Here is a 22,715-nt window from a genome sequence, read left to right as displayed (position 1 = left end):
ACTATGTGTGGAATCACAGGCTGGGTGGACTACACCCGCGACCTGGCCCAGGCCGGCCAGGCCCTTGGCGCCATGACCGATACGCTGGCCCTGCGCGGGCCGGATGCCAGCGGCACTTGGCAGCACCGCCATGCATTGTTGGGCCACCGCCGGCTGGCGATCATCGACCTCAGCGGCGGCGTTCAGCCGATGATCTATCGCTGCAGCAACGGCCAGGAGGTGGCGCTGATCTACACCGGTGAGGTCTACAACCATAACGAACTGCGTGAGCGCCTGCGCCAGGCGGGCCACCAGTTCCATACCCGCAGCGATACCGAGGTGGTGCTGCACGCCTACCTGGAATGGGGCGAGCAGTGCTGCCAATACCTGAGCGGGATGTTCGCCTTCGCCGTCTTTGACGCGCGCGACGGCCACTTTCTGCTGGTGCGTGACCGGCTTGGGGTCAAGCCGCTGTACTACGCACGCCACCAGCAGGGGCTGCTGTTCGGCTCCGAGATCAAGGCGGTGCTGGCCCATCCGGAATACAGCCGGGGACTGGATGTTGTCGGTCTGGTCGATGCCCTGAGCCTGTCGCGCGGCACCGCGCGCACGGCCCTGCGAGGGGTCGACGAACTGCCGCCCGGGCACCGTCTGTCATGGCGACCCAACGGGCGGCTTAAGATCAGCCGCTACTGGCAGTTGCAGCGGCGTGAGCATGAGGACGACCTGCCAAGCACCGTCGCGCGTACCCGTGAGCTGCTCGGCAATGCCCTTGGCGAGCAGCTGTACGCTGATGTACCTGTGTGCTCGCTGCTCTCGGGCGGCCTGGACTCGACCATCCTCACGGCCATGGCGCAACAACGTGTGCAGACCGAGCAGGGCGGCAGAGTCAATTCGTTCTCGGTAGACTTCGTCGGCCAGGCCGAGCAGTTTCAGAGCGACGAGTTCCGGCCCGAGCGCGACCAGCCTTACGCGCTGGCGGCTGCCGAGTACATTGGCAGCCGCCACCAGACCATTCTCATCGACAACCGCGAACTGGTGGCAGACCCTGCGCGGATGGCGGTGTACCGGGCCAACGACTCGGCAGCGACCTTTGGCGACGTCGACACCTCGTTGTACCTGCTGTTCAAGGCGATCCGTGCGCACTCGACCGTGGCGATCTCCGGAGAGGCGGCAGATGAGGTGTTTGGCGGCTATGCCTGGTTCCGTGACCCACACGCGGTGGCGGCGCAACGCTTCCCGTGGCTGTCGCGCATGCAGTTGCTGCAGCCGGAGCTGATCAATCCAGAGTTCAACCGCCTGTGCGACTTTGCCAATTATCAGGACAGTTGCTACCACCAGGCGTTGGACAGCGTCGAGCACTTGCCGGGCGATAGCCCGCAAGAGCGGCGCATGCGCGAGATCTGCCACATGCACTTGCAGCGCTGGCTGCCAATCCTGCTCGACCGCAAGGACCGCCTGAGTATGGCGGCCAGTCTTGAGGTGCGAGTGCCGTTCACCGACCATGCGCTGGTGGAGTACGTCTACAACGTACCGTGGGCGATCAAGGGCAAGGACGGCCAGGAGAAGTGGCTGCTCAAGCAGGCGTGTGCCGATATCCTGCCGCCGGCGGTGCTGCAGCGGCGCAAGAGCCCGTACCCGACATCGGCCAACCTGGCCTACGAGCGGTTCTTGCGCGAGCGTACCCAGCAGTTGTTGAACACGGTGGGCAGCCCGGTGTTCCAGGTCATCGACCGTGGTCGCCTGGCCGGTGAACTGCGCCAGCCCGAGGGGTATTTCAACTCGCAACTGCGGCGCAACAACCTGGAGACGGCGCTGGCGCTGGATGCCTGGTTGCGCGAGTACGGTTTAACGGTGTAGTTCGCGTGGGTCGCTGCCATCCAGGATCACGGGGTTCTGGATGGTATCGGCAAAGCGCCGGGGGGCCCCCAGGTCCAGCATGGAAATGAAACTGCCCAGTGCCGGGGAGGCGTTCTGGAGGTTCCAGTTCATGTACAGGCCCATGGTGGGCGTCGGCTGGTCCTTGATCGGCCGGATCGGGCGGAACTGCACCCGGTCGCGCAGCGTGGAGTAGGCAATCGACTCCGGCACCAGTGCCACACCAAAGCCGCAGGCAACCAGGCCGATCAGGGTGTGGATCTGCGCCGCCTCCTGCACCACCTTGGGGTAGAAACCCGCCGATTCGCACAGCGCGATCAACTGGCTGTGGTAGCCGCTGCCCAGCGCCTGCGGGGTAAATACGAAGTCTTCTTCGGCAAAATCGCGCAAATCGACCATCGGCTGGTGCGCCTTGGCGTGGCTGGCGGGCAGGGCCATGACGATCTGCTCGTTCAGCAGCAGCCGCGATTCGATGGTGTCGGGGGGCATGGGCAGCTTGCGCATGAAGCCGATGTCGGCCTCACCGGCCATCAACGCCTCGGCCTGGGAGGCTGAGGGCATTTCGCGAATGGTCAGCCGCACGTTCGGGTAGATCTCGCGGAATTTCTTCAGGGTATTGAGCAAGGATTCGTAGTAGGCGATGGAAATGGCCGTGATGGTCAGTTTGCCGCAGATGCCTTCGGAGACGTTGCGGGCGTACTCGATACCTTGCTCGAGCTCCTTGAGCGTGCGATAGGCAGTTTCCAGGAACGCCATGCCCGCAGCGGTGAGCTTGACGCCGCGCTTGTTGCGCAGGAATAGGCTGAAGCCCAGCTTCTCTTCCAGTCGGTTGATCGCCTGGCTCAACGGTGGCTGTGCCATGTGCAGACGGATGGCTGCCTTGTGAAAGTGCAGCTCCTCGGCCACGGCAATGAACTGCCTGAGCAAACGTGTCTCGATCATTCTACGTTCCTTCATCGAGTCGAACTGGTGCCAGGAAGGCATTCTCCGGCGGCCGACCCTGCAAGGCGGCCATCATAGTGCGTGGCATCGCGGCGACAAAGCCTCTGCTGCAAACGGCTGCTGTAGGGGATCGCGGCATGGGTGCAGGCAAATCGGCGGGGGATGGGTCGGACGTGATATCCCGGAGATATCAAAGTTGCATGCTTTTAATATTAAGTCATTGATTTTTTTATTGTTATCGTAAAAAAAGGAGAATCGGAAGGGCCCACAATGCCAAGTACAGACCCATTCAAAGACAAAGTCGCCATCGTCACCGGTGCCGCCCAAGGGCTTGGCCTGGATTACGCCATGGCCCTGGCGGCGCGAGGTGCGCGGGTGGTCATCAGCGACCTGGGCACCGACCGATCGGGGGAAGGTCAGGACCCGGCAGCCGTCAGCGTTGCCCTGGCAACCATGAAAGCCAAGGGGTTCGACGTGGTCGCACACGTTGGCCACCTGGAAAACGAAGACGAATGCAGGGCGTTGGTGGAATTGGCCATCGCCCAGTTCGGCGCGCTGGATATCCTGATCCACAATGCCGGCTGGGTCGACTACCAAGGCATCGAAACCCAGGAGCAGGCGTTCCTCGAGCGCGCGCTGGGCATCAGCGTGCACGCCCCGGTGTGGCTGGCCAAGCATGCCTGGAAGCACCTCAAGGCGGCCGAAGCACCCCGGATCGTACTGACCACCTCGGACCGCGCCATGTACCAGCGCTATGCCCAGCCAGGCCTGGTGGCCTATTCGGCGGGCAAGATGGCCCAGGTTGGCATCATGAACGCACTGAGCATGGAAGGGCTGGAGCACGGCATTCTGGTCAACGCGATCTCGCCGGTGGCCAAGACGCGGATGTGGGGGGTGACCCAGCCTCCGGAAGAGCTCAAGCCCGAGTGGGTCACGCCGGGTGTGTTGTACCTGGCCAGCCCGCTGTGCAGGGACACTGGCTATATCTTGCGGGCCAGCAATGGCCAGTTCACCGCCACACGCTTCAGCGAGAACAGCGGGGTCAGCTACCCGCGTGACCTGGCTCGAGTGGAGGCGTCCAGCCTTGCCGAAGTGGCCGAACGCTGGAGCCGCATCAAGGAATGTCACTACGTGCCGATCAAGGTCGCCAACACCCGCGCCGACCTGGGCGAAAGCCCGGTCTGGGATGCCCGCACAGGCGCGCTGTACTTTGTCGATATCACGGGCGGCCGCATCCATCGGCTGCTGCCGGACGGCGAAGTGGAGATGCTATACGAATCGGCCGCACGTATCGGTGCCCTGGCGCTCACCAACCAGGGCAACCTGATCTTCACCGAAGATGCCAGCGTAGCCATTCTTGATGTAGAACCACGCCGGGTGCGCCAGTACTCGGCACCGGTGCACCACCGCTCGAGCTACCGATTCAATGACGGGGCCTGCGATCCGCAGGGGCGGTTCATCACCGGCCTGATGGACGAGGGGCCCAGCGGCAAGACCGGCGCGCTGTTCCGCTTCGACGGCGAGCTGCACGATGAAGTGATTCACGACGGCATGTCGTTACCCAATGGGCTTGCCTGGTCGGAAGATGGGCACACCGTATTCTTCGTCGACTCCGTTGCCCGTTCGATCTACCGCGCCGAGTACCAGGCCGATGGCAGATTGGAGGACGTGAGACTGTTCGCTGAGACGCCCGCCGAACTGGGGCGCCCGGACGGTATTGCCCTGGATCGCGAAGGTGGGCTGTGGGTGTGTCAGTTCAATGGCAGCTGTGTGTTGCGCTATGACCGCGACGGGCACTTGACCGACCAGGTGGTGATGCCGGTACCGCGCCCGACCAGTTGCTGCTTCGGTGGCGACGGCTTGGGCACGCTGTTCATCACCACCGCACGGGTCGGCATGTCACCCGCGGAACTGCGCCACTACCCGGACGCCGGCGACCTCTATGCGATACGCCCGGAGGTAGGCGGTATTGCGCGTCACGCTTTCAAGGAATAAGCGCCTGCCCCTGGCTGGCCGGTAATACGGCCAGTTCGCCAAAGCGCTGCCCCGCATCAATGTAGCGCAGCGCCGATTTGGCATCCTTCCAACCGACGTAACTCATCAGCGACTTCAGCTCCCAGCCGTTGGCCGTCGCCCAGGTGGCGAAGCCGCGGCGCAGGGAGTGGCCGGTGTACAGTGCCGCGGGCACTTCGGCACGCTCCAGCATGCGACGCAGCAGGCCAACCAGGCTGTTGCTGTTGAGCGGTGTATCACTCAGGTTGCCCCAGCGGTCGAGCTTTCGGAAAACCGGGCCATGGGCAATACCAGCCACTTCGATCCACTGCAGGTAGGCGGTGACCGGGCACAGCGCCTTCAGCGCCGGGGTGCAGTGCTGTACGCCAAGTGCTTCTCGGTCACCTTTGCTGCGCGGCAGGAACAGGGTGATGCCGACACCGGCTTCGGCCTGGACATGCTCGACGCGCAGGCGCGCCAGTTCATCCCCGCGAAAGCCACGCCAGAACCCCAGCAGCAACAGCGCGGCGTCGCGCCGGGCGCGGCGCAAGGCCCGCAAGTCGTGGTGTTCACGGGCCTGTCGGGCCTCTTCCTCGAAGCATTCGGCCGCACGTTGCAGGTGCTGCAGCAACAGCGGCGCGGCCTGTTTGGGGGGCGTCGGGTGCAAGGTGCGGATGCCGCGCAGTACTTGGCGGACCAACGGGGCCTTGGTCGGGTCGGGGAAGCCCTGGCTGATGTGCCACTGGCTCAGGGCTGCCAAGCGCTGGCGCAGGGTGCTGACAGCGTGCTGTTCGGCATGGTCGGCCAGATAGCGGGCAATGCTGTCGGCCGTGGCCGGCAGAAAGCCGCCCCAATGGGCCTCGAAATGCTCAATGGCCGCTTGGTAACTGCGCCGAGTGTTGTCGCGGGTGGCGGCGCGGACGTAGCGCTCGATGTCGGTCATGGTCGGTGGAGTGGCGGTTGATCCTCACACCATAATGCTTATTGGCTTGTCTGTCCCGGCCCTGTGGCCGGTGACTTCGCTCACGCCGCCCGTTTTGCTCACAGCATATAGGGCTTTAACTCCGCGCCATTGAACGGCGGGTAGTCACGCAATTGCGCGGCCGACAAGGGCCGGCTGAAGTGGTAGCCCTGGGCGACATCGCAGCCGGCAAGCTTCAGGCACACCACTTGCTCGCGGGTTTCGACACCTTCGGCCACCACCTCCAGGCCCAGGCGCTTGGCCAGGATGATGGTTGAAGACACAATCGGGCTGTCGTCATGGCTGTTGGACAGTGGCGCAATCAGCGATCGATCGATCTTGAGCTTGCTCAGCGGCAGCGCCTGCAAATGGGCGAAGCCGGCATAGCCACGGCCAAAATCGTCCAGGCTGATACCCAGGCCCGCCGCGCGCAGGCGGTGCAGATGGTCGACCGCGGTACCCTCCGGGTCGAGGATCGTGGTTTCGGTGATTTCAAGTTCCAGGCGCTGCGGGGCGATGCCATGGGCCTGCAGCTCGGCCAGCAAGCGGTTGCTGAAGTCGACCTGGCGCAGTTGCAGGGCAGAAACATTCACCGCCAGGCGGCTCTCCCGGCCCTGCGCGCCCCATCGAGCCAGCTCTTCGCAGGCCAGGCGCAACACTTCCCAGCCCAGGTCGATGATAAAACCGCTGCGTTCGGCCAGGTCGATGAAACGGTCAGGGTAGAGCAGGCCGAACTCCGGGTGGTCCCAGCGCACCAAGGCTTCGTAGCCCAGCACCTGCTGGGTATCCAAACGTATTTGCGGCTGGTAATGCAGCACGAACTGGCGCTCGGTCAACGCGTTGCCGAAGGCTTGCTCCAGGGTAAAGGCCTGGATATCGGAAAGGTTCAATGACGGGTCGAAGAAGCGATACTGGGCACGGCCGGCCTGCTTGGCCGAGTACATCGCCGCGTCGGCGCAGCGGATCAGGCTGTCGATTTCCTGGCCATCACGCGGGCAGATGCTGACGCCGACACTGGGGCTGGTATTGACCTCCTGGCCGTCCAGCGCGTAGGTGGCCGACAACTTCTGCACCAGGTTGCGCACCCAGGCATTGATTTGCTCTTCGCTGCGCTCGCCGGCCAGCAGCACGACGAATTCGTCGCCACCAAAGCGCGAGGCTTCGTCGCCCGGCTCGAGCAGGCGCTGGATGCGCCCGGCCACGGCCTGCAGCAGCAAATCGCCGATCTTGTGCCCGAGCGAGTCATTGATCGACTTGAAGCGGTCCATGTCGATGAACAAGATGGCCATCAGCCGGCGTTTACCGCGCTGCCGGGTCAGCACCGTGCCCGCCACCTCGACGAACTGACGACGGTTGTGCAAGCCGCTGAGGTGATCGGTGGCGGCGGCATGGCTGCTGCGTCGGTGTTCGTCCTCCAGGCGCCCGATCAGTTGCTGATTGACCTGCTGCGCAAGCTCCAGGGCGCTGAACGCCTCCTGGCGCTTGCGCAGCAGCCGCAACGTCCACGCCAGGCTGGCGAGGATCATCAAGGTCATGCTCAGGTTGAGCCAGAACTGGCGTGAGTAGGCCAGGGCAGAGGGCGCCAGAATTTCATCGTAGCGTTGGCTGACGACAATGCTGAAGCCACGTTCGGCGACACGCCGGTACAGGCTCTGATAGGCCTCGCCAGAGGCATATTGCGTGAGCTGCCCTGATTCGACGCCTGAGCCGGGCACGCCTGGCTCGAAGCTGTCGCCGGCCCCGATCACGCCATGGGTGTCGATGCGCAGCCGCTCCTGGCCGTCGTCCTGCACCAGGCGTATCAGCCCGGTGGTGCCCAGGTCGATATGCTGGAACAGTACCGCCAGGTAGCCGATGTCGAGCTGCACGAGGAGGATGGTGTCGATTTCACGGCTTGGCAGGCTGGTCAAGGGCAGCAGGAAGGGCAGTCGCCAGTTTGGTGTGTCGGACGGGGCCACACGCGGCAGGAACGCTTTGAAACCATAGCGGGCGACGTGCACGTTCAATTGCTGCAGCCAGGGGGCTGGCAGCACGGGGGCTTCGTCGCCGTGGCTGGCCGAAAGCAGGCGGCCGTGCCGGTCATAAAGGCCCATGCGCTTGAACACTGGGTCCTCGGCCAGCAGCCGGGCGAGGCTGAGGTTACCCTGGTGCAGCACCTTCATATCCTCCTGGGTCACCCGGCCGACGGCCTGTGCGCGGTCTACCAGTTGGCGCAGGCTCTGGGCAACGATGCTGGCCAGGTTCAGGTGCTCAACGGCCTTGGCGGACAGCGCGTCCTGGCGCGCGGCGGCCTTCTGGGCGAAATGCAGCCCCCAGAGAAAGGTCAGGGTGGCTGCGCAGAGCATCAGGATCAACAGGCGCAACAGGCCTGTAGACGAGAGAGAACGGCGGATCACTGCTGGTATTCCCGACCCGGGGTGAAGGCGGAAAAATACGACAATAAGATGACAGCATAATGACTAGTGGCGATGTGCCTTTAGCCTTGTGGGCGTCGATCAGGCCAGTGGCAACGGCCGTCGATCTGCTGTATACCTGCACTCCACCAAGGGGAGCCCGGCAACGGGCTGAGAAACCGCTGGCAACTGCAGCGCGGTGACCCTTCGAACCTGATCCGGATCATGCCGGCGAAGGGATGGGACTGCCGACCTGCCTTTTTGCCGGCCTCACTGCGAGGCCGCTCCATGCCCCACTCGAACGGTCTCGCTGTCACCTCAATGGAGGACAGCACCATGACCGAACGTTTCACCCAAATCCTGCGCCGTCAGAGCGAACCGACCTGGTCGGCTGCCGTGGGCCATCGCTTCGTCACCGAGCTCTGCAACGGCAGCGTGGCCGACCCGTTCATGATCCGCTACCTGGTTCAGGACCATCGCTTCATCGACAGCTTCCTGACCTTGCTCGGTGCGGCGATCGCCACCGCCGACACCTTTGAGGCTCGGCTGCGCTTCGGTCGCTTCGCCGGCATGATCTCGAGCGACGAAAACACCTATTTCCTGCGCGCGTTCGAAGCCTTGGACGTCAGCCCCGCGCAACGCAACGAGCCCGCGGACAGCGGGCCGACTGCCGGCTTCAAGGCCATCATGCGCGAAGCGGCGGCTACCCGGTCCTATGCGGCCGCGCTGGCGGTGCTGAACGTGGCAGAAGGGCTGTACCTGGACTGGGCCAGCAAGGCGCCGAAACCACTGCCGGCCAACTTCGTCTACGCCGAGTGGATCACCCTGCACGACAACCCGGCATTTGCCGAATTCGTTGCCTTCCTGCAGGCCGAACTGGACCGGGTAGGGCCACAGGAGGCAGCACTGAGCAGCGACTTCTACTCACGTACCGTGGCGCTGGAGCTTGCCTTTTTCGACGCCATTTACGATGAGGAAGCCTGAGCATGGATATTTTCGAGCGCCTCAAAGCTGCAACCGCGCCGCAGTGGGCCCGCTATGTCGACCACGATTTTGTGCGGCAGATGGGTGAGGGCACCTTGGCCGAGGAGGCCTTCCGCACCTACCTGGTTCAGGACTACCTGTTCCTGATCCAGTTCGCCCGCGCCTGGGCACTGGCGGCCTATAAAAGCAGGACCCCCGCAGATATCCGCGCCGCCCAGGCTGGCCTGGCAGCCATTCTCGACGAGACCGAGCTGCACCTGCGGCTTTGCGCGCGTTGGGGGCTGTCGCAAGCCGATATCGCAGCCGCTCCGGAGCATCAGGCCACGGTGGCCTACACCCGCTACGTGCTCGACTGCGGCGCCGCCGGCGACCTGCTGGAGCTGCATGCAGCCTTGGCACCGTGTGTGATTGGCTACGCCGAAATCGGGCGCGTGCTGGCCGAGCGGATCGGTGACCTGAGTGACCATCCTTACCGCGAATGGATCGGGGAGTATGCCGGTGAGGCCTACCAGGACGTGGCGGCGTCGGCACGCAAGCACCTCGATGACCTGGCGGCGCGCAGCATGACTGAGCAGCGCTTCATCGAGCTGGCCGCGATCTTTGGCCAGGCATCGCGGTTGGAGGCCGACTTCTGGCAAATGGGCCTCGACAGCCAAGGTTGATGCGCTTACGCGCTGCCTGGCGCTTTACAGCCTCAACAGTAAATGGGTACCACGCGGTACCCATTCACTGCCCGCTTTAGCCCCGCACTATAAGGTCGCGCCGCCCGGCGCCGACCTGCTCCCCCTTCAATCCATCCCCACCTGCCTGCGCCTATTTGCGCCGCCGCACCCTGGCCGGGTGCTTTGTGTACTGCTCCTACGGCAGCCACCTCCCACACCCAGAATTCGTGCTATCTCATGCGATAAGCCGTGATTATTAAACCTTAGTAAGTGCTTGAATTTCCGTGCGAGGAGGGTGAGAATTCCCATGTAAATACATGGTACGTACCATGATACGAAATCGTAGGAGCATTCATGGCCCGGGGCGGTATTAACAAAGCGGTAGTGCAGCAGGCACGGCAGGTATTGATCGCTCGGGGTGAGTACCCGAGCATCGATGCTGTACGTATCGAACTGGGCAACACCGGCTCCAAAACCACTATCCATCGTTACCTCAAGGAGCTTGAGGAGCACAAACCTGCCGCGCTGCAGGGTGCCCCAGCACTGAGCGACACGCTGGGCAAGCTGGTGGGGCAGTTGGCAGACCAGCTTCAGGAGGAGGCGGATGCCCGCGTCGAGCAGGCGCAAGCGGCTTTCAACGAACAGCGCGAACAGCTCGAGGCGCAGTTGCACCTGGCCCAGCAGGCATTGGCCACCGCACACCAGCAACTGCAGATACAGGCCGCAGCACTCGCTGCCGAATCGGAGCGCCTGGTAGCCACCCAGAGCACGTTGCAGGCCGAACAACTGCGCAGCGCCAGCCTGAATCAATCACTTGGGGAGTTGCAGGTGCGCCTGGCCGACAAGGACGAGCAGGTGCGCTCACTGGAAGACAAGCACCGCCACGCCCGGGATGCCCTTGAGCACTACCGAAGCGCCAGCCGCGAACAACGCGAGCAAGACCAGCGCCGGCATGAAGCCCAGCTGCAGCAGCTGCAGGTGGAGTTGCGCCAGTTGCAGCAAGGCATGATCGTCAAACAGGACGAACTGACCCGCCTGCACCGCGACAACGAGCGCTTGCTCGGTGAACATCGACAGGCCTGCAGTGAACGCAAGGCGCTGGATGAGTTGCTGGAGCAGCGGGACGCGCAGATCCAGGGTTTGCGTACGATCCTGGCGCAGGCACAGGGCGCCAGCGAAGAAATGCGCCGGCAATTGCAGGTGCAGGAGCAGCACCTGGAAGACAAACGGGGTATCTGTGCGGAGCAGGGCAGGCAATTGCAGTTTCTGCAGGGTGAGCTGGTCAAGCGGGATGAAGCACTTAAGGACTGTCGGCAGCAGTTGGCAGCCGGCAAATAAAATCAAACTTCGAGCGGCATTCACACTCTTCCTAAGACACCCAAGGGAGACTGTTACATGACCAAGCCAACCCAGCAGCCGGAAAAAGGGCAGGGCCCGCATTCCTCCGATAAAGCCAGCAAGAACCACGAGCTGGGTTTTGACCCGGACTCACCAGACCTTGACGACCCGCAAGTAGACCCTACAGGGCCAGCGATAGCGCCAAGGGATGAGGAGAAGAAGCACAAGTAGCCTTCTTCATCGATACCGGCGGCAGCGGGCAACCCCGCTGCTACCTGGTTTGCGCTTAGGGTGCGCCTACGTCTGTGAACGGTCTGTCTGTGCACCGTCCGCCTGCTTGGCGGCGTCCACGCCGGCTGCCGACAATTTGATCGGGTAGCTCAAGCTCAGTTGGTGTTCCTCGTCCACCGCCACACTGCCGTCCTGGATCAGGCCATGTTCCTGCAAGGTCTTGAGCATGCCTGCCACCGCCTTTTCGCCGCGGTAGTTGTCCAGTACTTCCTTGCCCAACCCATGGGGATGAGCGTGGAGCAGGCGGGTGAGGATTTCGCTACGCAGTGCATCGTTAGTCATGAGAGCCTCGTGCAATGGGTCGATTATTTGCCGTGTTTGGCCTGAAGCGCCTTGGCCTGTTCCAGATGGTGTTCCAGGGTAGGCAAGGTGTCACTGGCGAAAGCTTTCAGCTCGGGCTTGTCGGACGAAGCCGCTTCCTTCTTGAACAGTTCCACCGCCTTTTCATGGGCATCGACCTGGTTGTTGACATACGACTTGTCGAACGACTCGTCACGCCATTGCAAGATCATTTTTTTGACCTTGTCGGTCAGCGCTGCATCGTCCGGCACCTTGATATCCAGCTTGCGGGCAATGTCGCCGAGCTTCTGGTTAGCCTTGGTATGGTCGGTCACCATCTGCTGGGCGAAGGTCTTGATTTCGGCGTTCTGGCTCTTTTCCAGTGCCAGGTTGCCGGTAACGACCTCGGCAATGCCTGCCTCGGTGGCGGCATCGACAAAGTCATCGGAAGTGGCGGCCATCACTTGCCAGGACGCCATGCCCAGCACCATTGACAAGCCCACGCGTTTGATCAACAGATTGCTCATGTCTCTCTCCTTGCTACCGTGGCGCGACCTCGTTTGTCGCTTACGGTTGAGCCCGCTCTGCGGCCATAGGTTTAATTTTTTTTGCACCCAGGCGTACGTCGCACGATCACGTGGAACGATGCGCAGCGCACAGGCTCACACATTCAAAGGTTTGCAAAGGAGTAGCGCCATGAGCATCGAACGCAGTATTCCTGAGCTTGAGGCCTGGTATGCCCAATACGACGATGACAGTTATCGGCTTGAGTCGCCCGATGCCTACTACGAAGGGCTGGTCCATACCGCCGAAGCGCTGCTCAATGACGGCGCGATCGAATGGGATGACTGGGTGGCGCTCAAGGCGCTCGCCGATGAGGCGCAACTGGGTGCATTGCCCGACGCCGTACAGGCCCACGTGGATGACCCGGACGCATGAAAGCCCTGCGCATCGCCACCTTCAACATCAATGGCATCCGCAGCCGGCTGCCGGCACTGCTGGCCTGGCTGGACCGGGAAAAGCCCGACATTGCCTGCCTGCAGGAACTCAAAGCCGCGGACCAGCAGTTTCCTCGGGAGGCTATTGAAGCCGCCGGGTATGGCTGCTTGCACCACGGTCAGCCCGCGTGGAACGGTGTCGCCATCCTGGCCAGGGATAGCCAGCCCCTGGAAGTGCGCCGAGGCCTGCCGGGCATGGAAGACGACAGCCAGAGCCGTTATCTGGAAGCGGCAGTTCACGGCTTGCTGGTAGGCTGTCTGTACCTGCCCAACGGCAACCCGCAACCGGGCCCTAAATTCGATTACAAGCTGCGCTGGTTCGAGCGCCTACTCGCCCATGCGCGCAGCCTGCAGGGCAGCGGTCATCCAACGGTGCTGGCGGGTGACTTCAACGTCGTGCCTACCGACTTCGACATCTATAACCCTCGCTCCTGGCAAAAGGATGCATTGCTGCAACCAGAATCGCGTCAGTGTTACCAGGCTTTGTTGGAGCAGGGCTGGACCGACGCCATTCGCCATCTGCATCCTGACGCGCGCGTCTATACCTTCTGGGACTATTTTCGCAATCACTGGGCACGCAATGCCGGGCTGCGCATCGATCATCTGTTGCTCAACCCTGAGCTTGCGCCCTACCTCAAGGCCGCCGGAGTGGATGCCTGGGTTCGTAATGAAGCCAAGGCCAGCGACCATGCACCGGTGTGGATCGAGCTGGGTACGCGCAAGCAGCGCTGAGTGGTAGCGCTGCATCCAAAGGGTTATTCCACGCGCAAGCGCATGGCGCATCTGCCGGCCAGACCATGAGCCGCCTCGCTGGCCAGAATGCTGCGCAAACGGGGGCTCAGGTGCTGCTCCTCAATACGTTCGAACCCATAGCGTGCATAAAAAGGCGCATTCCACGGCACCTCAGCGAATGTGGTCAGGGTCAGTTGCTCAAAGCCCCGACGCCGCGCCACGTAGGCGGCGTGATCCAACAGCCGCCTGCCGACCCCTTGCCCTTGGGCCTCCAGACGCACCGAAAGCTCATGAACGTGTAGCGCGTGTACCTCCATGCTGGCACAGAGGAAGCCCAGCACCTGCCCCTGGGCATCCTCGGCGACCCAGCTGCATTCGGCCAGCATGAACCCACGGTGCGCCGCTGAGTCAAGCACGTCGCCATCGGCCAGCCATGCCAGGTCGGCTACCCGGGCAAATGCCTGTGCGGCGGACCGTTCGACACCGGCCAGATGAGCGATATCACCGGGACGAGTAGTACGTATAACCATCGCGCGCTCCTTAATCGGCTGCCAATACTTGTGCTTGCAACTGCCAGCGCACCGAGCTGACGCCTTTTTCCAGGCTCACCCGGCTGACCAGTCGCTCCAGTTGCGCGGGCGCCTGTGGGTTGCCCAGCAGCTCAGCACGCACTTCCAGGCGCGCCGGGTTGGGCAGGTCCTCGCTGTGCAATGACTGCAGGCGCAGCTCGGGGTCGCCCAGGCTGTGCAGCATCAGGCTGCGCACCTGGATTTCATCCTCGGCACGGCAGACGATGCGCACCTCGAAACGCTGCTCGACTTCGCTGGCCGGCAACACGTCCTGGCGATCCAGACGCTGGGCGATATCACGCAGCAGGATATTGGCGCAGAGCACCACCAAACTGCCCAGCGCGGCCTCCAGCAGCAAACCCAGGCTGCACAGCACGCCAACTGCCGCGGTGCACCAGAGCGTGGCGGCGGTGTTCAGGCCCCTGACATTGAACCCATCGCGCATGATCACGCCGCCGCCCAGAAAACCAATGCCCGAGACCACATAGGCGGCCACCCGCGACGCATCGTTAGGGGCCATGCCAGGCACCGCTTGGGTCATCAGCACGAACAGGCAGGCGCCGGTGCTGACCAGCGCATTGGTGCGCAGCCCGGTCAGGCGCTGGCGCAGTTGGCGCTCGGCCCCGATCAGGGCGCCAAGCAGCAGGGCAATGCTGACACGCAGCAGAAAGACTTTCCAATCCATAGCAAACCTCTTGCGCGGGCACAGGCCCGCCAGAACGCCATAACCGCTGGCGTGGTTGAATAACCAGAAATGCGCAGGACCACGAAGGGTAGGGGAAGAGGAAGGTTCAGCCGCATGGGCTGGAGCGTTCCACTGTCTAGCCAATGGCGAGACAGTGGCAGGAAACTGCCGGACTAGCTCGCCGAGTGGGCCTGTCGCACGCGACTGGGGCTACTGTCCAAAGCAGGACTCCTGTTCAGGGATGCGAAATTGCGGGTGGACCTTACGCCGCTGGTTGCGCAGGGTCAAGGGTAAAAACATGACAATGGCTTCATAAGGAAATGCGCTACAGCCGTCGGCACTCCATGGAAAAAAACGCCGGCAATCGGTACCCTTGCGCGACCCTCTGCTATCCCCCGGACCGTTACATGCTGTTCAATTTCCTCGTGCTGCTCGGCACCCTGGTGGCCATGGAAGGCGTCGGCACGCTGGCGCACAAGTACATCATGCATGGCTGGGGCTGGTGGCTGCACCGTTCGCACCATGAACCGCACCTGGGCATGCTCGAGACCAACGACCTGTACCTGGTGGCCCTGGGCCTGATCGCCGCAGCGTTGGTGGCACTGGGCAAGGCCGGCCATGCGCCGCTACAGTGGGTCGGCGGCGGAGTGGCCGGCTACGGCCTGCTGTATGTGCTGGCCCACGATGGCTTCTTTCATCGGCACTGGCCGCGCAAGCCACGGCCAGTCAGCCGCTACCTCAAGCGCCTGCACCGTGCCCACCGCCTGCACCACGCGGTGAAGGGGCGCACGGGCAGCGTGTCGTTCGGCTTTTTCTATGCACCACCGCTGAAGGTGCTCAAGCGCCAGTTGCAACGCCGGCGCGGGCGCTGCTGAGGGTATCAATTCACGGGTTCGCCATCGCCTTGTGTTGCAGCGCCAGTGTGCCCACGGCTGACCCACCAGCCAAACCCAGCCGCCGTGAAGAACATGATCAGGCTGTACAGCGCCGCAGGCACCGCCATGGTGGCGTTGTTCAACAGCGAAGGGCTCAACGCCAGCGCGATCGCCAAAGTGCCGTTGTGGATGCCGATTTCCATGCCGATCGCAATTGCCTGGCGCTTGGGGATGCTAAGCAGCCGCGGCACCCAGTAACCCAACGTCAGGCTTATCAGGTTGAACAGCAGCGCCGCCAGCCCAACCACCGGTGCGTACTCGACCACGGTCTGCCAGTCTTTGGCCAGGGCCAGAACAATGGTGAACGCCAGGAACAGCGCCGCCACCAGTTTCATGGGTTTCTCCATGCGTGCGGCAAAACCGGGCGCCCAGTGACGTATCAGCATGCCCAGGGCGACCGGCAGCAGGACGATGGCGAACACTTGCATGACCTTGGCAAATTGCAGCGGGATGGCCTGGTCCGACGCCATGAACCAGCTCAGCGACAGGTTCACCAACAACGGCATGGTCAGGATCGCGATCAACGAGTTGACTGCGGTGAGCGTGATGTTCAGCGCCACATCACCGTGGGCCAGGTGGCTGAACAGGTTGGCGGTGGTGCCGCCTGGCGAAGCGGCCAGCAGCATCAGGCCGACCGCCAGGGCCGACTCCAGGCCAAAGCCGTTGGCGATCAGGAAGCAAATGAACGGCAGCAGCAGGATCTGGCAGGCCAGCCCGACAAGTACGGGCTTGGGGTACTTCACCACGCGGGCGAAGTCGGCCAGGGTCAGCGACAGCCCCAGGCCCAGCATGATGATGCCCAGGGCCAGGGGAAGGAAGGCAGTCAGTAGAGGCGAGGCGGTCATTGGCGGCTACTCGGGCGAAGGATCAAAGCAGTCTAGGCATGGTTCAACGGGTAGCTAATTGCATTGCGCCAGCACTTGGTAACCTTTTGTTACCGCGGCAGGTCACGGCGTTGTGTACGCAGCGCCTGCATGCCGCGTTGCGATGGCGCGCTGCGCGCAGTAGCATTCGCGCTTTTGCCAAGGATTAGCCTGTCATGCCGTTCCAGCAAGGTCTGCTTGCCACCCCGGTGCCGGCCCATGCCCGCCACCTGTTCTTCACCCTGCAGTCGCCTGAAGCGCTGCCCGCCGTACTGGACGCACTGCTGCCACACGTGGATGGCCAGCGCCTGATCGCAGGCTTCGGCGCCCCTTTGGTCAAGGCGCTGGGCCGGCAGGTGCAAGGCCTGCGTGCCTTCCCCCAGCTGGACGCGGTGGTGGAGAACCCGAGCACCCAGCACGCGCTGTGGCTGTGGCTGCGTGGCAACGAACGCGGCGACCTGCTGTTGCAGTCCGATGCACTGCAACAGCTGGTTGCTCCGGCGTTGGTCCTGGCCGACAGTGTTGACGGTTTTCTGCACCGTGGCGGCCATGACCTGACGGGCTATGAGGACGGCACCGAAAACCCAGTGGACCAGGACGCCGTCGAAGCCGCCATCGTTGCCGATGGCCAGCCGGGCCTGGCGGGCTCCTGTTTCGCCGCGTTCCAGCTATGGAAACACGACCTGAGCTATTTCAAGTCACTGCCCCAGGCAGATCAGGACAACATCATCGGCCGTCGCCTGAGCGACAACGAAGAGCTCGATGACGCGCCGGCGTCGGCGCACGTCAAGCGCACCGCCCAAGAGAGCTTCGCGCCAGAGGCATTCATGGTGCGCCGTTCGGTGGCCTGGGCCGACAGCCGCGGCGCCGGCCTGGCATTCGTCGCGCTGGGCCACAGTTTCGATGCCTTCGAAGTACAGCTGCGACGCATGAGCGGCCTGGAAGACGGCATCATCGATGGCCTGTACCGCTTCAGCCGTCCATTGACCGGTGGTTACTACTGGTGCCCGCCAATGGGCGTGGCTGGTCTGGACCTTAGCCTGCTGCTGCACGATTGATCACTAAATATCCAGACACAGATTCACCGGCGTGGGTGGGGTAGAGCGGCTAGCCTTGGAAGTTTCCGACTCATGACGGGAGCTTTGCCATGTATGCACGTCGCGATGTCCTACGCGCCAGTGCCGCGTTGGGGCTGCTGGCCTGCAGCCCCTGGCTGCACGCAGCCAGTGCCGGCGGGCTGTTGACCCGTACGGTCCCCTCCACCGGTGAAGCCTTACCCGTGATCGGTGCCGGTACCTCCGGCAGTTTCGAGGTCCAGGCGGGGTCTGCCGAATACCAGCAGCTCAACGTGGTGCTCAAGGCCTTTTTCGACGGCGGCGGCAACGTTATTGACACTTCGCCTAACTATGGCGGGGCCGACAGCATCCTTGGTCAACTGCTGGAAGAAGGCGGCTGGCACCGTCAATGCTTCCTCGCCACCAAGATCGCCGCCGACAGCCGGGCCGCTGCTCAGGCGCAATGGGCCGATAGCCTCAAGCGCTTGCGCACCGACAGGGTCGACCTGCTGCAGATCCACAACCTGCGTGACTGGCAGACCCAACTGCCGTATGCCCGCGAGCTCAAGCAGCAGGGCAAGACGCGCTATGTCGGCATCACGCATTACCTGAACAGCGGGCACGACGAAGTGGCGAGCATCGTGCGCCGCGAACCGCTGGACTTCATCCAGATCAACTATTCGGTCAACGCGCCGCACGCCGCGCGCGAGCTGCTGCCGCTGTGCCAGAGCAAAGGGGTCGCGGTACTGATCAACCGTGCCTTCGACGATGGCCGCCTGTTCGCCAGGGTCAAGGACCAGCCCCTGCCTGCCTGGGCGGCAGAAGCAGGCATCGGCAGCTGGGCGCAGCTGTTTCTCAAATTCGCCATCAGCCACCCGGCGGTGACCACGGTCATCCCGGCGACCGGGCGGCCCGAGCGCCAGCTCGACCAACTGAAGGCCGGGCACGGGCCCTTGCTCAGCCAGGCGCAGCAACAGGCGCTGATCGAGCAGTTCGCCTGAGCCCATGGCCCGTTGGCGCAAGCGGCTGGACCAAGGACTGAACATCCAGCCTGGCGAAGGCCCGGCGGTGGCTGCCGGGTTGGCACTGTTCTACCTGCTGTTCACCGGTTATTTCATGCTACGCCCGGTGCGCGAAACCATGGGCGTTGCCGGTGGCGTCGATAACCTGCAATGGCTGTTCACCGGCACCTTCATCGCCACCCTGGCCTGCTTGCCGCTGTTCGGCTGGCTGGCATCGACCGTGCGCCGTCGGCATATCCTGCCGTGGACCTACGGGTTCTTCATTGCCAACCTGGTGCTGTTTGCCGTGGTGTTTGCCAGCGACCCGGACGGTGTATGGCAGGCGCGAGCCTTTTACATTTGGCTGTCTGTGTTCAACCTGCTGGCCATCTCGCTGGCCTGGAGCGTGCTCACCGATCTGTTTTCCACCGCCCAGGGCAAGCGCCTGTTTGGCCTGCTGGCAGCCGGCGCTAGCCTGGGCGGCCTGAGCGGGCCGATTCTCGGCACCCTGTTGGTCGCTCCGCTGGGGCATGCCGGGCTTGTGCTGCTGGCCGCGCTGTTGCTGCTGGGCAGCGTTGGCGCGGCAGGGTACCTGCAGCGCTGGCGTGATCGCCACCCATTGCCTGACGTGGGCGAGCAACCCGCTTCTCGGCCGCTGGGCGGCAACCCGTTCGCCGGCGCCACCGCGGTGCTGCGCTCGTCCTACCTGCTGGGTATTGCCCTGTTCGTGGTGCTGTTGGCCAGCGTCAGCACGTTCCTGTATTTCGAACAGGCGCGGATCATCAGCGAAACGTTCACTGACCGTACCCGACAGACCCAGGTGTTCGGCCTGATCGACACCGTGGTGCAAGCACTGGCCATTGTCACCCAGGTGTTTCTCACTGGCCGGCTGGCCAGGCGGTTGGGCGTCGGCATTTTGCTGGTGGCGGTGCCGCTGGTAATGGCCGCCGGGTTTGTCTGGCTGGCCCTGAGCCCGGTGTTTGCGGTGTTCTTGGTGGTGATGGTGGTGCGCCGCGCAGGCGAGTACGCCTTGGTGCGGCCGGGGCGGGAAATGCTGTTCACAGTCCTGCCAGCCGAGGCCAAGTACAAAGCCAAGAACTTCATTGACACCGTGGTCTACCGGGGTGGCGACGCCTTGAGCGGTTGGGTCAAGCGCGGCCTGGACATGCTTGTCGAACACCCGCAGCTGGCCATGCTGACAGGCGCCGCGCTTGCCCTGGCGTGGGGCTTGACCGGTGGCTGGCTGGGGCTTCGCCAGCAACGCTTGGATACCGGCCGCGACCGATGACCCGTCCATTGGCGCACCAAATACACATTGGCCGCTTATTTAATGCCGCCGGTCCGAACGCTTCGCAATAAAACGAATCCCCCGATATCGCCGAACTCCGAACCTATGTACGGCAGATTCGTCGTGCATCCCCTAAGTCACATGAGGTTTCGCACCATGGACAAGAAAGAGAAGGGCAGTACCGGCAGTCAGGGCGGCCAAGGCAGCCAGGGCGGTACCAAGAACCCAGGGAATTTCGCCAATGACCGCGAGAAGGCTTCGGAAGCCGGACGTAAAGGCGGCCAGCAGTCCGGTGGCGGCCATACCAGCGACACGAGCCGCAAAGGCGGCCGTTCGTAAGTGACGCGCGCCGTGCAGGGGCGACCCGGCACGGCGCTTTACTGACCGAGAGGAACACCCATGCGCCTGATCAGCCTTTTGCCCTTGCTCGGCAGCCTGACGTTGTTGGGCGGTTGTTTCGACCGTGACAGCGATCATCCGGCCAAGGATGCCGACCAAAGCAAGCCTTCGTTACAAATGCAGCAACCCGACGACAAGCCGGCTCCCCAGCCTGCACCGGACCCTGAGCCTATGCCCCGGGCCAATCAAAGCCAATGAGTGCACGAGGAGTGAGGCATGACGGTCACGACCTGCAAGAGCGCCGCGAACGCAGCGGCAAAGGCCGCCCCTGATAGCCTGCAGCAGCGGTACCAGGCGCTGCTCGATGGGCACGACCCCAGCAGTGCCGCTTGGCTTACCGAGCAACTGACACGCGCGCAATCCCTACCCGATGACCTGCCCGACACTCCTTCACAACTGCAGGCGTGGAGTGCCAACCACGCCGCTCAGGTTGCCCAAGGGTATGCCCACTACCTGGAACAACGCCGCCAAGGCGCGCCCCGGCGCTATTTCAGCAACCGCGCCCAGGCGCTGTGGTTCCTGCAGCAAGTGGCCCCGACCAAAGCGGTCGATGGCGCCTGGTTGCACAGTACCCTGAGCCATTGGGATGACCCGCGTTACCACGGCCTGATCACTACCTACCTGGAGGAGCTCGGCGCAGGCGACCCCCGCTGCAACCACGTGCTGATCTACCGGCGTCTGTTAAGCCGCCTCGGCTGCCTGGAGCTCGCCGCCCTGGAAGATGAGCGTTACCTGCAAGGCACGCTGCAGCTGGCCTTGGGGCAGCACGGCGAGGCCTTTTTACCTGAGGTGATCGGTTACAACCTGGGCTACGAACAGCCGCCGGTGCATTTGTTGATCACGACCTATGAACTCGCCGAACTGGGCATCGACGGCCACTATTTCCAGCTGCACGTCACCATCGACAACGCTGCCAGCGGCCACGCACGCAAATCCCTCGCAGCGTTCCAACAGCTGTGCCCCCGGGAAGGTGCACAAGCGTTCTACCAACGTGTGCGCCGAGGTTATCGCTTGAACGACCTGGGCCTGGATACGCCTAGCCTGATCAGCCGCTTCGACCTGCAGGCCGAGTTGTTCGCCGCCCTGGAACGCAAGCGCGTGTTCGGGCAGTTCATGCATGCCGACCGCTGCCGTGTGCAGAACCGCACCATCAACCAATGGCTCGCCGAGCCAGGTGCCATGCCGGGTTTTGTTGCCGCCTTGCAAGCCCAAGGGTGGATAAAGCGCGGCCTGGACCCGGCGCAAAGCCGTTGGTGGGCATTGATCGAGGGGCCCAGTGCGCCGATGTATGGCGTATTCACAGCCTACGAGAAGCAGCTTTGGCATGACTGGATCGCCGCCGACTGGCAGCCGCCGATTCGCCGCGTCGCTCCCGGAACGTGGGAGGCCAAGCTCACGTTCGACGCGGTGCCCGGCAACCCGATGGCCGCCGATGGCATCCCGGCGCTGATCGCGCGCATGGCGGGCGACCGTCATGCCTTGCCGGAGGGCCTTCTGGCCACGCAAGCCTACTGCCGCGCCACCGGCCTTGATCAGGAGCCAGCCCACTGATGATGCGCGAGCCAGACGAAGCCTTGCTGCAGCTTGGCCGGCGCCTGCGCGCCGAGGGGTACCGCTTCACCTGCGTATCACCGGCCACGCACGCGCGCAACAACGCCCGGCCCGGCAGCGAGCGAGCGGCGACGTTGCGCGATGTGTTCGGCTGGAGCCGACCATTCGGCGCGTCGCTGCTCTCGCCAGATGAGCTGGCGCAACTGCGCGTTGCCCAGGTGCTGAGCGAGCAGGGCAGCCTGTGGCGCGCCACGGTGCGCTGGTCCACCCTCGACGAGCTGCTGCTGGTGCACTCCGCTTACCCGACCCTGGCCAGTGATGCGGTGTTCTTCGGCCCCGACAGTTATCGCTTTGCCCAAGTCGTCCATGACCATCTGCAGCGTACTGCCACCCCGGTGCAGCGCGCCGTGGACATTGGCTGCGGCAGCGGCGTCGGTGCCTTGCTGATCGCCCGCGCGGCGCAGCACGCGCAGGTCAGCGCTGTCGACATCAACCCCCTGGCCTTGCGCTACACCGCCATCAACGCCGCCTTGGCGGGGGTGAGCAACCTGTCGCTGGCCTCCAGCGATGTACTCGATGGCGTCGACGGCAGCTTCGACCTCATCGTCGCCAATCCACCCTATATGTTCGATACCGCCCAGCGTGCTTACCGCCACGGCGGCGGCGCGCTGGGCGCACAACTGTCGTTGCGCATCGTCGAGCAGGCCTGCGAGCGCTTGAACCCCGGCGGCTCTTTGCTGCTGTACACCGGGGTGGCCATCGTCGAGGGTCGCGACGCCTTGCTTGAAGCCGTCCGCCTACGCCTGGCCGGGCCGCAATGGGCCTGGACCTACCGGGAAGTGGACCCTGATGTGTTCGGCGAGCAACTGCTCGAGCCGGGGTACGAACACGTTGAACGGATTGCGGCGGTGGCGCTCACCGTAAACCGTAGCGCGTGACG

At 63.5% G+C, this 22,715-nt stretch carries 24 protein-coding genes, 1 pseudogene and 1 riboswitch; of the genes and pseudogenes, 17 read left to right on the top strand and 8 right to left on the bottom strand.

The window, feature by feature from the left end:
* Nucleotides 1-3 precede the first annotated feature (3 nt).
* The gene (asnB, locus tag APH34_RS19670) at nt 4-1,839 is read left to right on the top strand and encodes an asparagine synthase (glutamine-hydrolyzing) (RefSeq protein WP_054902562.1); all 1,836 of its coding nucleotides are present in this window, start codon (nt 4-6) and stop codon (nt 1,837-1,839) included.
* Here the strand turns inward: asnB and APH34_RS19665 are convergent.
* A complete protein-coding gene (locus tag APH34_RS19665) occupies nt 1,828-2,799 on the bottom strand; it encodes a LysR family transcriptional regulator (protein ID WP_054902561.1) in 972 nt (323 codons plus the stop codon). The two genes, asnB and APH34_RS19665, sit on opposite strands and share 12 nt — an antisense overlap.
* A 270-nt stretch (nt 2,800-3,069) precedes the next feature.
* On the opposite strand from APH34_RS19665, the pseudogene APH34_RS30000 reads away from it, so the two are divergent.
* Both APH34_RS30000 and APH34_RS29995 read left to right on the top strand, forming a co-directional pair.
* Nucleotides 3,070-3,702: pseudogene (locus APH34_RS30000) on the top strand (SDR family NAD(P)-dependent oxidoreductase); the annotation flags it as partial.
* The gene (locus tag APH34_RS29995) at nt 3,685-4,794 is read left to right on the top strand and encodes an SMP-30/gluconolactonase/LRE family protein (protein WP_371263314.1); all 1,110 of its coding nucleotides are present in this window, start codon (nt 3,685-3,687) and stop codon (nt 4,792-4,794) included. The pseudogene APH34_RS30000 and the gene APH34_RS29995, both read left to right, overlap by 18 nt.
* Here the strand turns inward: APH34_RS29995 and APH34_RS19655 are convergent.
* Together APH34_RS19655 and APH34_RS19650 are read right to left on the bottom strand one after the other, a co-directional pair.
* A complete protein-coding gene (locus tag APH34_RS19655; protein WP_054902559.1) occupies nt 4,784-5,734 on the bottom strand; it encodes a site-specific integrase in 951 nt (316 codons plus the stop codon). The genes APH34_RS29995 and APH34_RS19655 overlap by 11 nt on opposite strands.
* Nucleotides 5,735-5,832: 98 nt before the next feature.
* Entirely contained in the window at nt 5,833-8,148 is a 2,316-nt protein-coding gene (locus APH34_RS19650) for a bifunctional diguanylate cyclase/phosphodiesterase (protein ID WP_054902558.1), read from the bottom strand.
* Between the two features lie 139 nt (nt 8,149-8,287).
* Nucleotides 8,288-8,402: riboswitch (TPP riboswitch) on the top strand.
* A gap of 79 nt (nt 8,403-8,481) precedes the next feature.
* Here APH34_RS19650 and APH34_RS19645 point away from each other — a divergent pair.
* From APH34_RS19645 to APH34_RS29595, 4 genes are all read left to right on the top strand, one after another.
* Nucleotides 8,482-9,129, top strand: coding sequence for a TenA family protein (locus APH34_RS19645; protein WP_054902557.1), 648 nt, complete (start codon nt 8,482-8,484; stop codon nt 9,127-9,129).
* Complete coding sequence (tenA, locus tag APH34_RS19640; protein ID WP_082422843.1) at nt 9,126-9,791, top strand: thiaminase II; 666 nt, start codon at nt 9,126-9,128, stop codon at nt 9,789-9,791. The genes APH34_RS19645 and tenA overlap by 4 nt, the downstream gene beginning before the upstream one ends.
* 354 nt (nt 9,792-10,145) lie before the next feature.
* Nucleotides 10,146-11,129, top strand: a complete 984-nt coding sequence (locus tag APH34_RS19635) for a DNA-binding protein (protein ID WP_054902555.1) — start codon at nt 10,146-10,148, stop codon at nt 11,127-11,129.
* Nucleotides 11,130-11,186: 57 nt separating this feature from the next.
* Nucleotides 11,187-11,360 carry a DUF6021 family protein gene (locus tag APH34_RS29595; protein WP_176513941.1) on the top strand — a complete coding sequence of 58 codons (174 nt, stop codon included), beginning with the start codon at nt 11,187-11,189 and terminating at the stop codon, nt 11,358-11,360.
* A gap of 66 nt (nt 11,361-11,426) precedes the next feature.
* On the opposite strand, the gene APH34_RS19630 is transcribed toward APH34_RS29595, so the two are convergent.
* Together APH34_RS19630 and APH34_RS19625 are read right to left on the bottom strand one after the other, a co-directional pair.
* Entirely contained in the window at nt 11,427-11,702 is a 276-nt protein-coding gene (locus APH34_RS19630) for a hypothetical protein (protein WP_054902554.1), read from the bottom strand.
* Between the two features lie 23 nt (nt 11,703-11,725).
* Entirely contained in the window at nt 11,726-12,226 is a 501-nt protein-coding gene (locus APH34_RS19625; RefSeq protein ID WP_054902553.1) for a DUF4142 domain-containing protein, read from the bottom strand.
* Nucleotides 12,227-12,395: 169 nt separating this feature from the next.
* Between APH34_RS19625 and APH34_RS19620 the strand changes: the two genes are divergently transcribed.
* Together APH34_RS19620 and xth are read left to right on the top strand one after the other, a co-directional pair.
* Complete coding sequence (locus APH34_RS19620) at nt 12,396-12,638, top strand: hypothetical protein (protein ID WP_054902552.1); 243 nt, start codon at nt 12,396-12,398, stop codon at nt 12,636-12,638.
* Nucleotides 12,635-13,429, top strand: a complete 795-nt coding sequence (gene xth / locus APH34_RS19615; RefSeq protein ID WP_054902551.1) for an exodeoxyribonuclease III — start codon at nt 12,635-12,637, stop codon at nt 13,427-13,429. The genes APH34_RS19620 and xth overlap by 4 nt, the downstream gene beginning before the upstream one ends.
* A 23-nt stretch (nt 13,430-13,452) precedes the next feature.
* Here the strand turns inward: xth and APH34_RS19610 are convergent, their stop codons facing one another.
* Entirely contained in the window at nt 13,453-13,959 is a 507-nt protein-coding gene (locus APH34_RS19610; protein ID WP_054902550.1) for a GNAT family N-acetyltransferase, read from the bottom strand.
* 10 nt (nt 13,960-13,969) lie between these two features.
* Nucleotides 13,970-14,683: an MgtC/SapB family protein gene (locus APH34_RS19605; RefSeq protein ID WP_054902549.1), complete on the bottom strand. Its 714-nt coding sequence runs from the start codon at nt 14,681-14,683 to the stop codon at nt 13,970-13,972.
* A gap of 407 nt (nt 14,684-15,090) precedes the next feature.
* On the opposite strand from APH34_RS19605, the gene APH34_RS19600 reads away from it, so the two are divergent.
* Nucleotides 15,091-15,558: a sterol desaturase family protein gene (locus APH34_RS19600; protein ID WP_054902582.1), complete on the top strand. Its 468-nt coding sequence runs from the start codon at nt 15,091-15,093 to the stop codon at nt 15,556-15,558.
* A 5-nt stretch (nt 15,559-15,563) separates the two neighbouring features.
* On the opposite strand, the gene APH34_RS19595 is transcribed toward APH34_RS19600, so the two are convergent.
* Nucleotides 15,564-16,463 (bottom strand): bile acid:sodium symporter family protein, encoded by a 900-nt coding sequence (locus APH34_RS19595; RefSeq protein WP_054902548.1) that lies wholly within the window; start codon nt 16,461-16,463, stop codon nt 15,564-15,566.
* Between the two features lie 194 nt (nt 16,464-16,657).
* Between APH34_RS19595 and APH34_RS19590 the strand changes: the two genes are divergently transcribed.
* From APH34_RS19590 to APH34_RS19560, 7 genes are all read left to right on the top strand, one after another.
* Nucleotides 16,658-17,539 (top strand): Dyp-type peroxidase, encoded by an 882-nt coding sequence (locus tag APH34_RS19590; protein WP_054902547.1) that lies wholly within the window; start codon nt 16,658-16,660, stop codon nt 17,537-17,539.
* 89 nt (nt 17,540-17,628) lie between these two features.
* Nucleotides 17,629-18,537, top strand: a complete 909-nt coding sequence (locus tag APH34_RS19585; RefSeq protein WP_054902546.1) for an aldo/keto reductase — start codon at nt 17,629-17,631, stop codon at nt 18,535-18,537.
* A gap of 4 nt (nt 18,538-18,541) precedes the next feature.
* Complete coding sequence (locus APH34_RS19580) at nt 18,542-19,825, top strand: NTP/NDP exchange transporter (protein WP_054902545.1); 1,284 nt, start codon at nt 18,542-18,544, stop codon at nt 19,823-19,825.
* A gap of 156 nt (nt 19,826-19,981) precedes the next feature.
* Complete coding sequence (locus APH34_RS19575) at nt 19,982-20,164, top strand: general stress protein (RefSeq protein ID WP_054902544.1); 183 nt, start codon at nt 19,982-19,984, stop codon at nt 20,162-20,164.
* A gap of 60 nt (nt 20,165-20,224) precedes the next feature.
* Nucleotides 20,225-20,422, top strand: coding sequence for a hypothetical protein (locus APH34_RS19570; protein WP_054902543.1), 198 nt, complete (start codon nt 20,225-20,227; stop codon nt 20,420-20,422).
* An 18-nt stretch (nt 20,423-20,440) separates the two neighbouring features.
* A complete protein-coding gene (locus APH34_RS19565) occupies nt 20,441-21,775 on the top strand; it encodes an iron-containing redox enzyme family protein (RefSeq protein WP_054902542.1) in 1,335 nt (444 codons plus the stop codon).
* Nucleotides 21,775-22,713, top strand: a complete 939-nt coding sequence (locus APH34_RS19560) for a class I SAM-dependent methyltransferase (RefSeq protein WP_054902541.1) — start codon at nt 21,775-21,777, stop codon at nt 22,711-22,713. Before APH34_RS19565 ends, APH34_RS19560 begins: the two co-directional genes overlap by 1 nt.
* Nucleotides 22,714-22,715: the final 2 nt, after the last annotated feature.

Source organism: Pseudomonas sp. NBRC 111131, from assembly GCF_001320525.1.
GTDB classification, from domain to species: Bacteria; Pseudomonadota; Gammaproteobacteria; order Pseudomonadales; family Pseudomonadaceae; genus Aquipseudomonas; species Aquipseudomonas ceruminis.
Note: the sequence above shows the minus strand (reverse complement) of the source record. Positions and strands in the feature narration are given on the sequence as shown.

Coding starts and splice junctions, on each gene's coding strand:
- asnB (WP_054902562.1), top strand. CDS start 4: ATGTGTGGAATCACAGGCTGGGTGGACTACACCCGCGACCTGGCCCAG.
- APH34_RS19665 (WP_054902561.1), bottom strand. CDS start 2,799: ATGATCGAGACACGTTTGCTCAGGCAGTTCATTGCCGTGGCCGAGGAG.
- APH34_RS29995 (WP_371263314.1), top strand. CDS start 3,685: ATGTGGGGGGTGACCCAGCCTCCGGAAGAGCTCAAGCCCGAGTGGGTC.
- APH34_RS19655 (WP_054902559.1), bottom strand. CDS start 5,734: ATGACCGACATCGAGCGCTACGTCCGCGCCGCCACCCGCGACAACACT.
- APH34_RS19645 (WP_054902557.1), top strand. CDS start 8,482: ATGACCGAACGTTTCACCCAAATCCTGCGCCGTCAGAGCGAACCGACC.
- APH34_RS19635 (WP_054902555.1), top strand. CDS start 10,146: ATGGCCCGGGGCGGTATTAACAAAGCGGTAGTGCAGCAGGCACGGCAG.
- APH34_RS29595 (WP_176513941.1), top strand. CDS start 11,187: ATGACCAAGCCAACCCAGCAGCCGGAAAAAGGGCAGGGCCCGCATTCC.
- APH34_RS19630 (WP_054902554.1), bottom strand. CDS start 11,702: ATGACTAACGATGCACTGCGTAGCGAAATCCTCACCCGCCTGCTCCAC.
- APH34_RS19625 (WP_054902553.1), bottom strand. CDS start 12,226: ATGAGCAATCTGTTGATCAAACGCGTGGGCTTGTCAATGGTGCTGGGC.
- APH34_RS19620 (WP_054902552.1), top strand. CDS start 12,396: ATGAGCATCGAACGCAGTATTCCTGAGCTTGAGGCCTGGTATGCCCAA.
- xth (WP_054902551.1), top strand. CDS start 12,635: ATGAAAGCCCTGCGCATCGCCACCTTCAACATCAATGGCATCCGCAGC.
- APH34_RS19610 (WP_054902550.1), bottom strand. CDS start 13,959: ATGGTTATACGTACTACTCGTCCCGGTGATATCGCTCATCTGGCCGGT.
- APH34_RS19605 (WP_054902549.1), bottom strand. CDS start 14,683: ATGGATTGGAAAGTCTTTCTGCTGCGTGTCAGCATTGCCCTGCTGCTT.
- APH34_RS19600 (WP_054902582.1), top strand. CDS start 15,091: ATGCTGTTCAATTTCCTCGTGCTGCTCGGCACCCTGGTGGCCATGGAA.
- APH34_RS19595 (WP_054902548.1), bottom strand. CDS start 16,463: ATGACCGCCTCGCCTCTACTGACTGCCTTCCTTCCCCTGGCCCTGGGC.
- APH34_RS19590 (WP_054902547.1), top strand. CDS start 16,658: ATGCCGTTCCAGCAAGGTCTGCTTGCCACCCCGGTGCCGGCCCATGCC.
- APH34_RS19585 (WP_054902546.1), top strand. CDS start 17,629: ATGTATGCACGTCGCGATGTCCTACGCGCCAGTGCCGCGTTGGGGCTG.
- APH34_RS19580 (WP_054902545.1), top strand. CDS start 18,542: ATGGCCCGTTGGCGCAAGCGGCTGGACCAAGGACTGAACATCCAGCCT.
- APH34_RS19575 (WP_054902544.1), top strand. CDS start 19,982: ATGGACAAGAAAGAGAAGGGCAGTACCGGCAGTCAGGGCGGCCAAGGC.
- APH34_RS19570 (WP_054902543.1), top strand. CDS start 20,225: ATGCGCCTGATCAGCCTTTTGCCCTTGCTCGGCAGCCTGACGTTGTTG.
- APH34_RS19565 (WP_054902542.1), top strand. CDS start 20,441: ATGACGGTCACGACCTGCAAGAGCGCCGCGAACGCAGCGGCAAAGGCC.
- APH34_RS19560 (WP_054902541.1), top strand. CDS start 21,775: ATGATGCGCGAGCCAGACGAAGCCTTGCTGCAGCTTGGCCGGCGCCTG.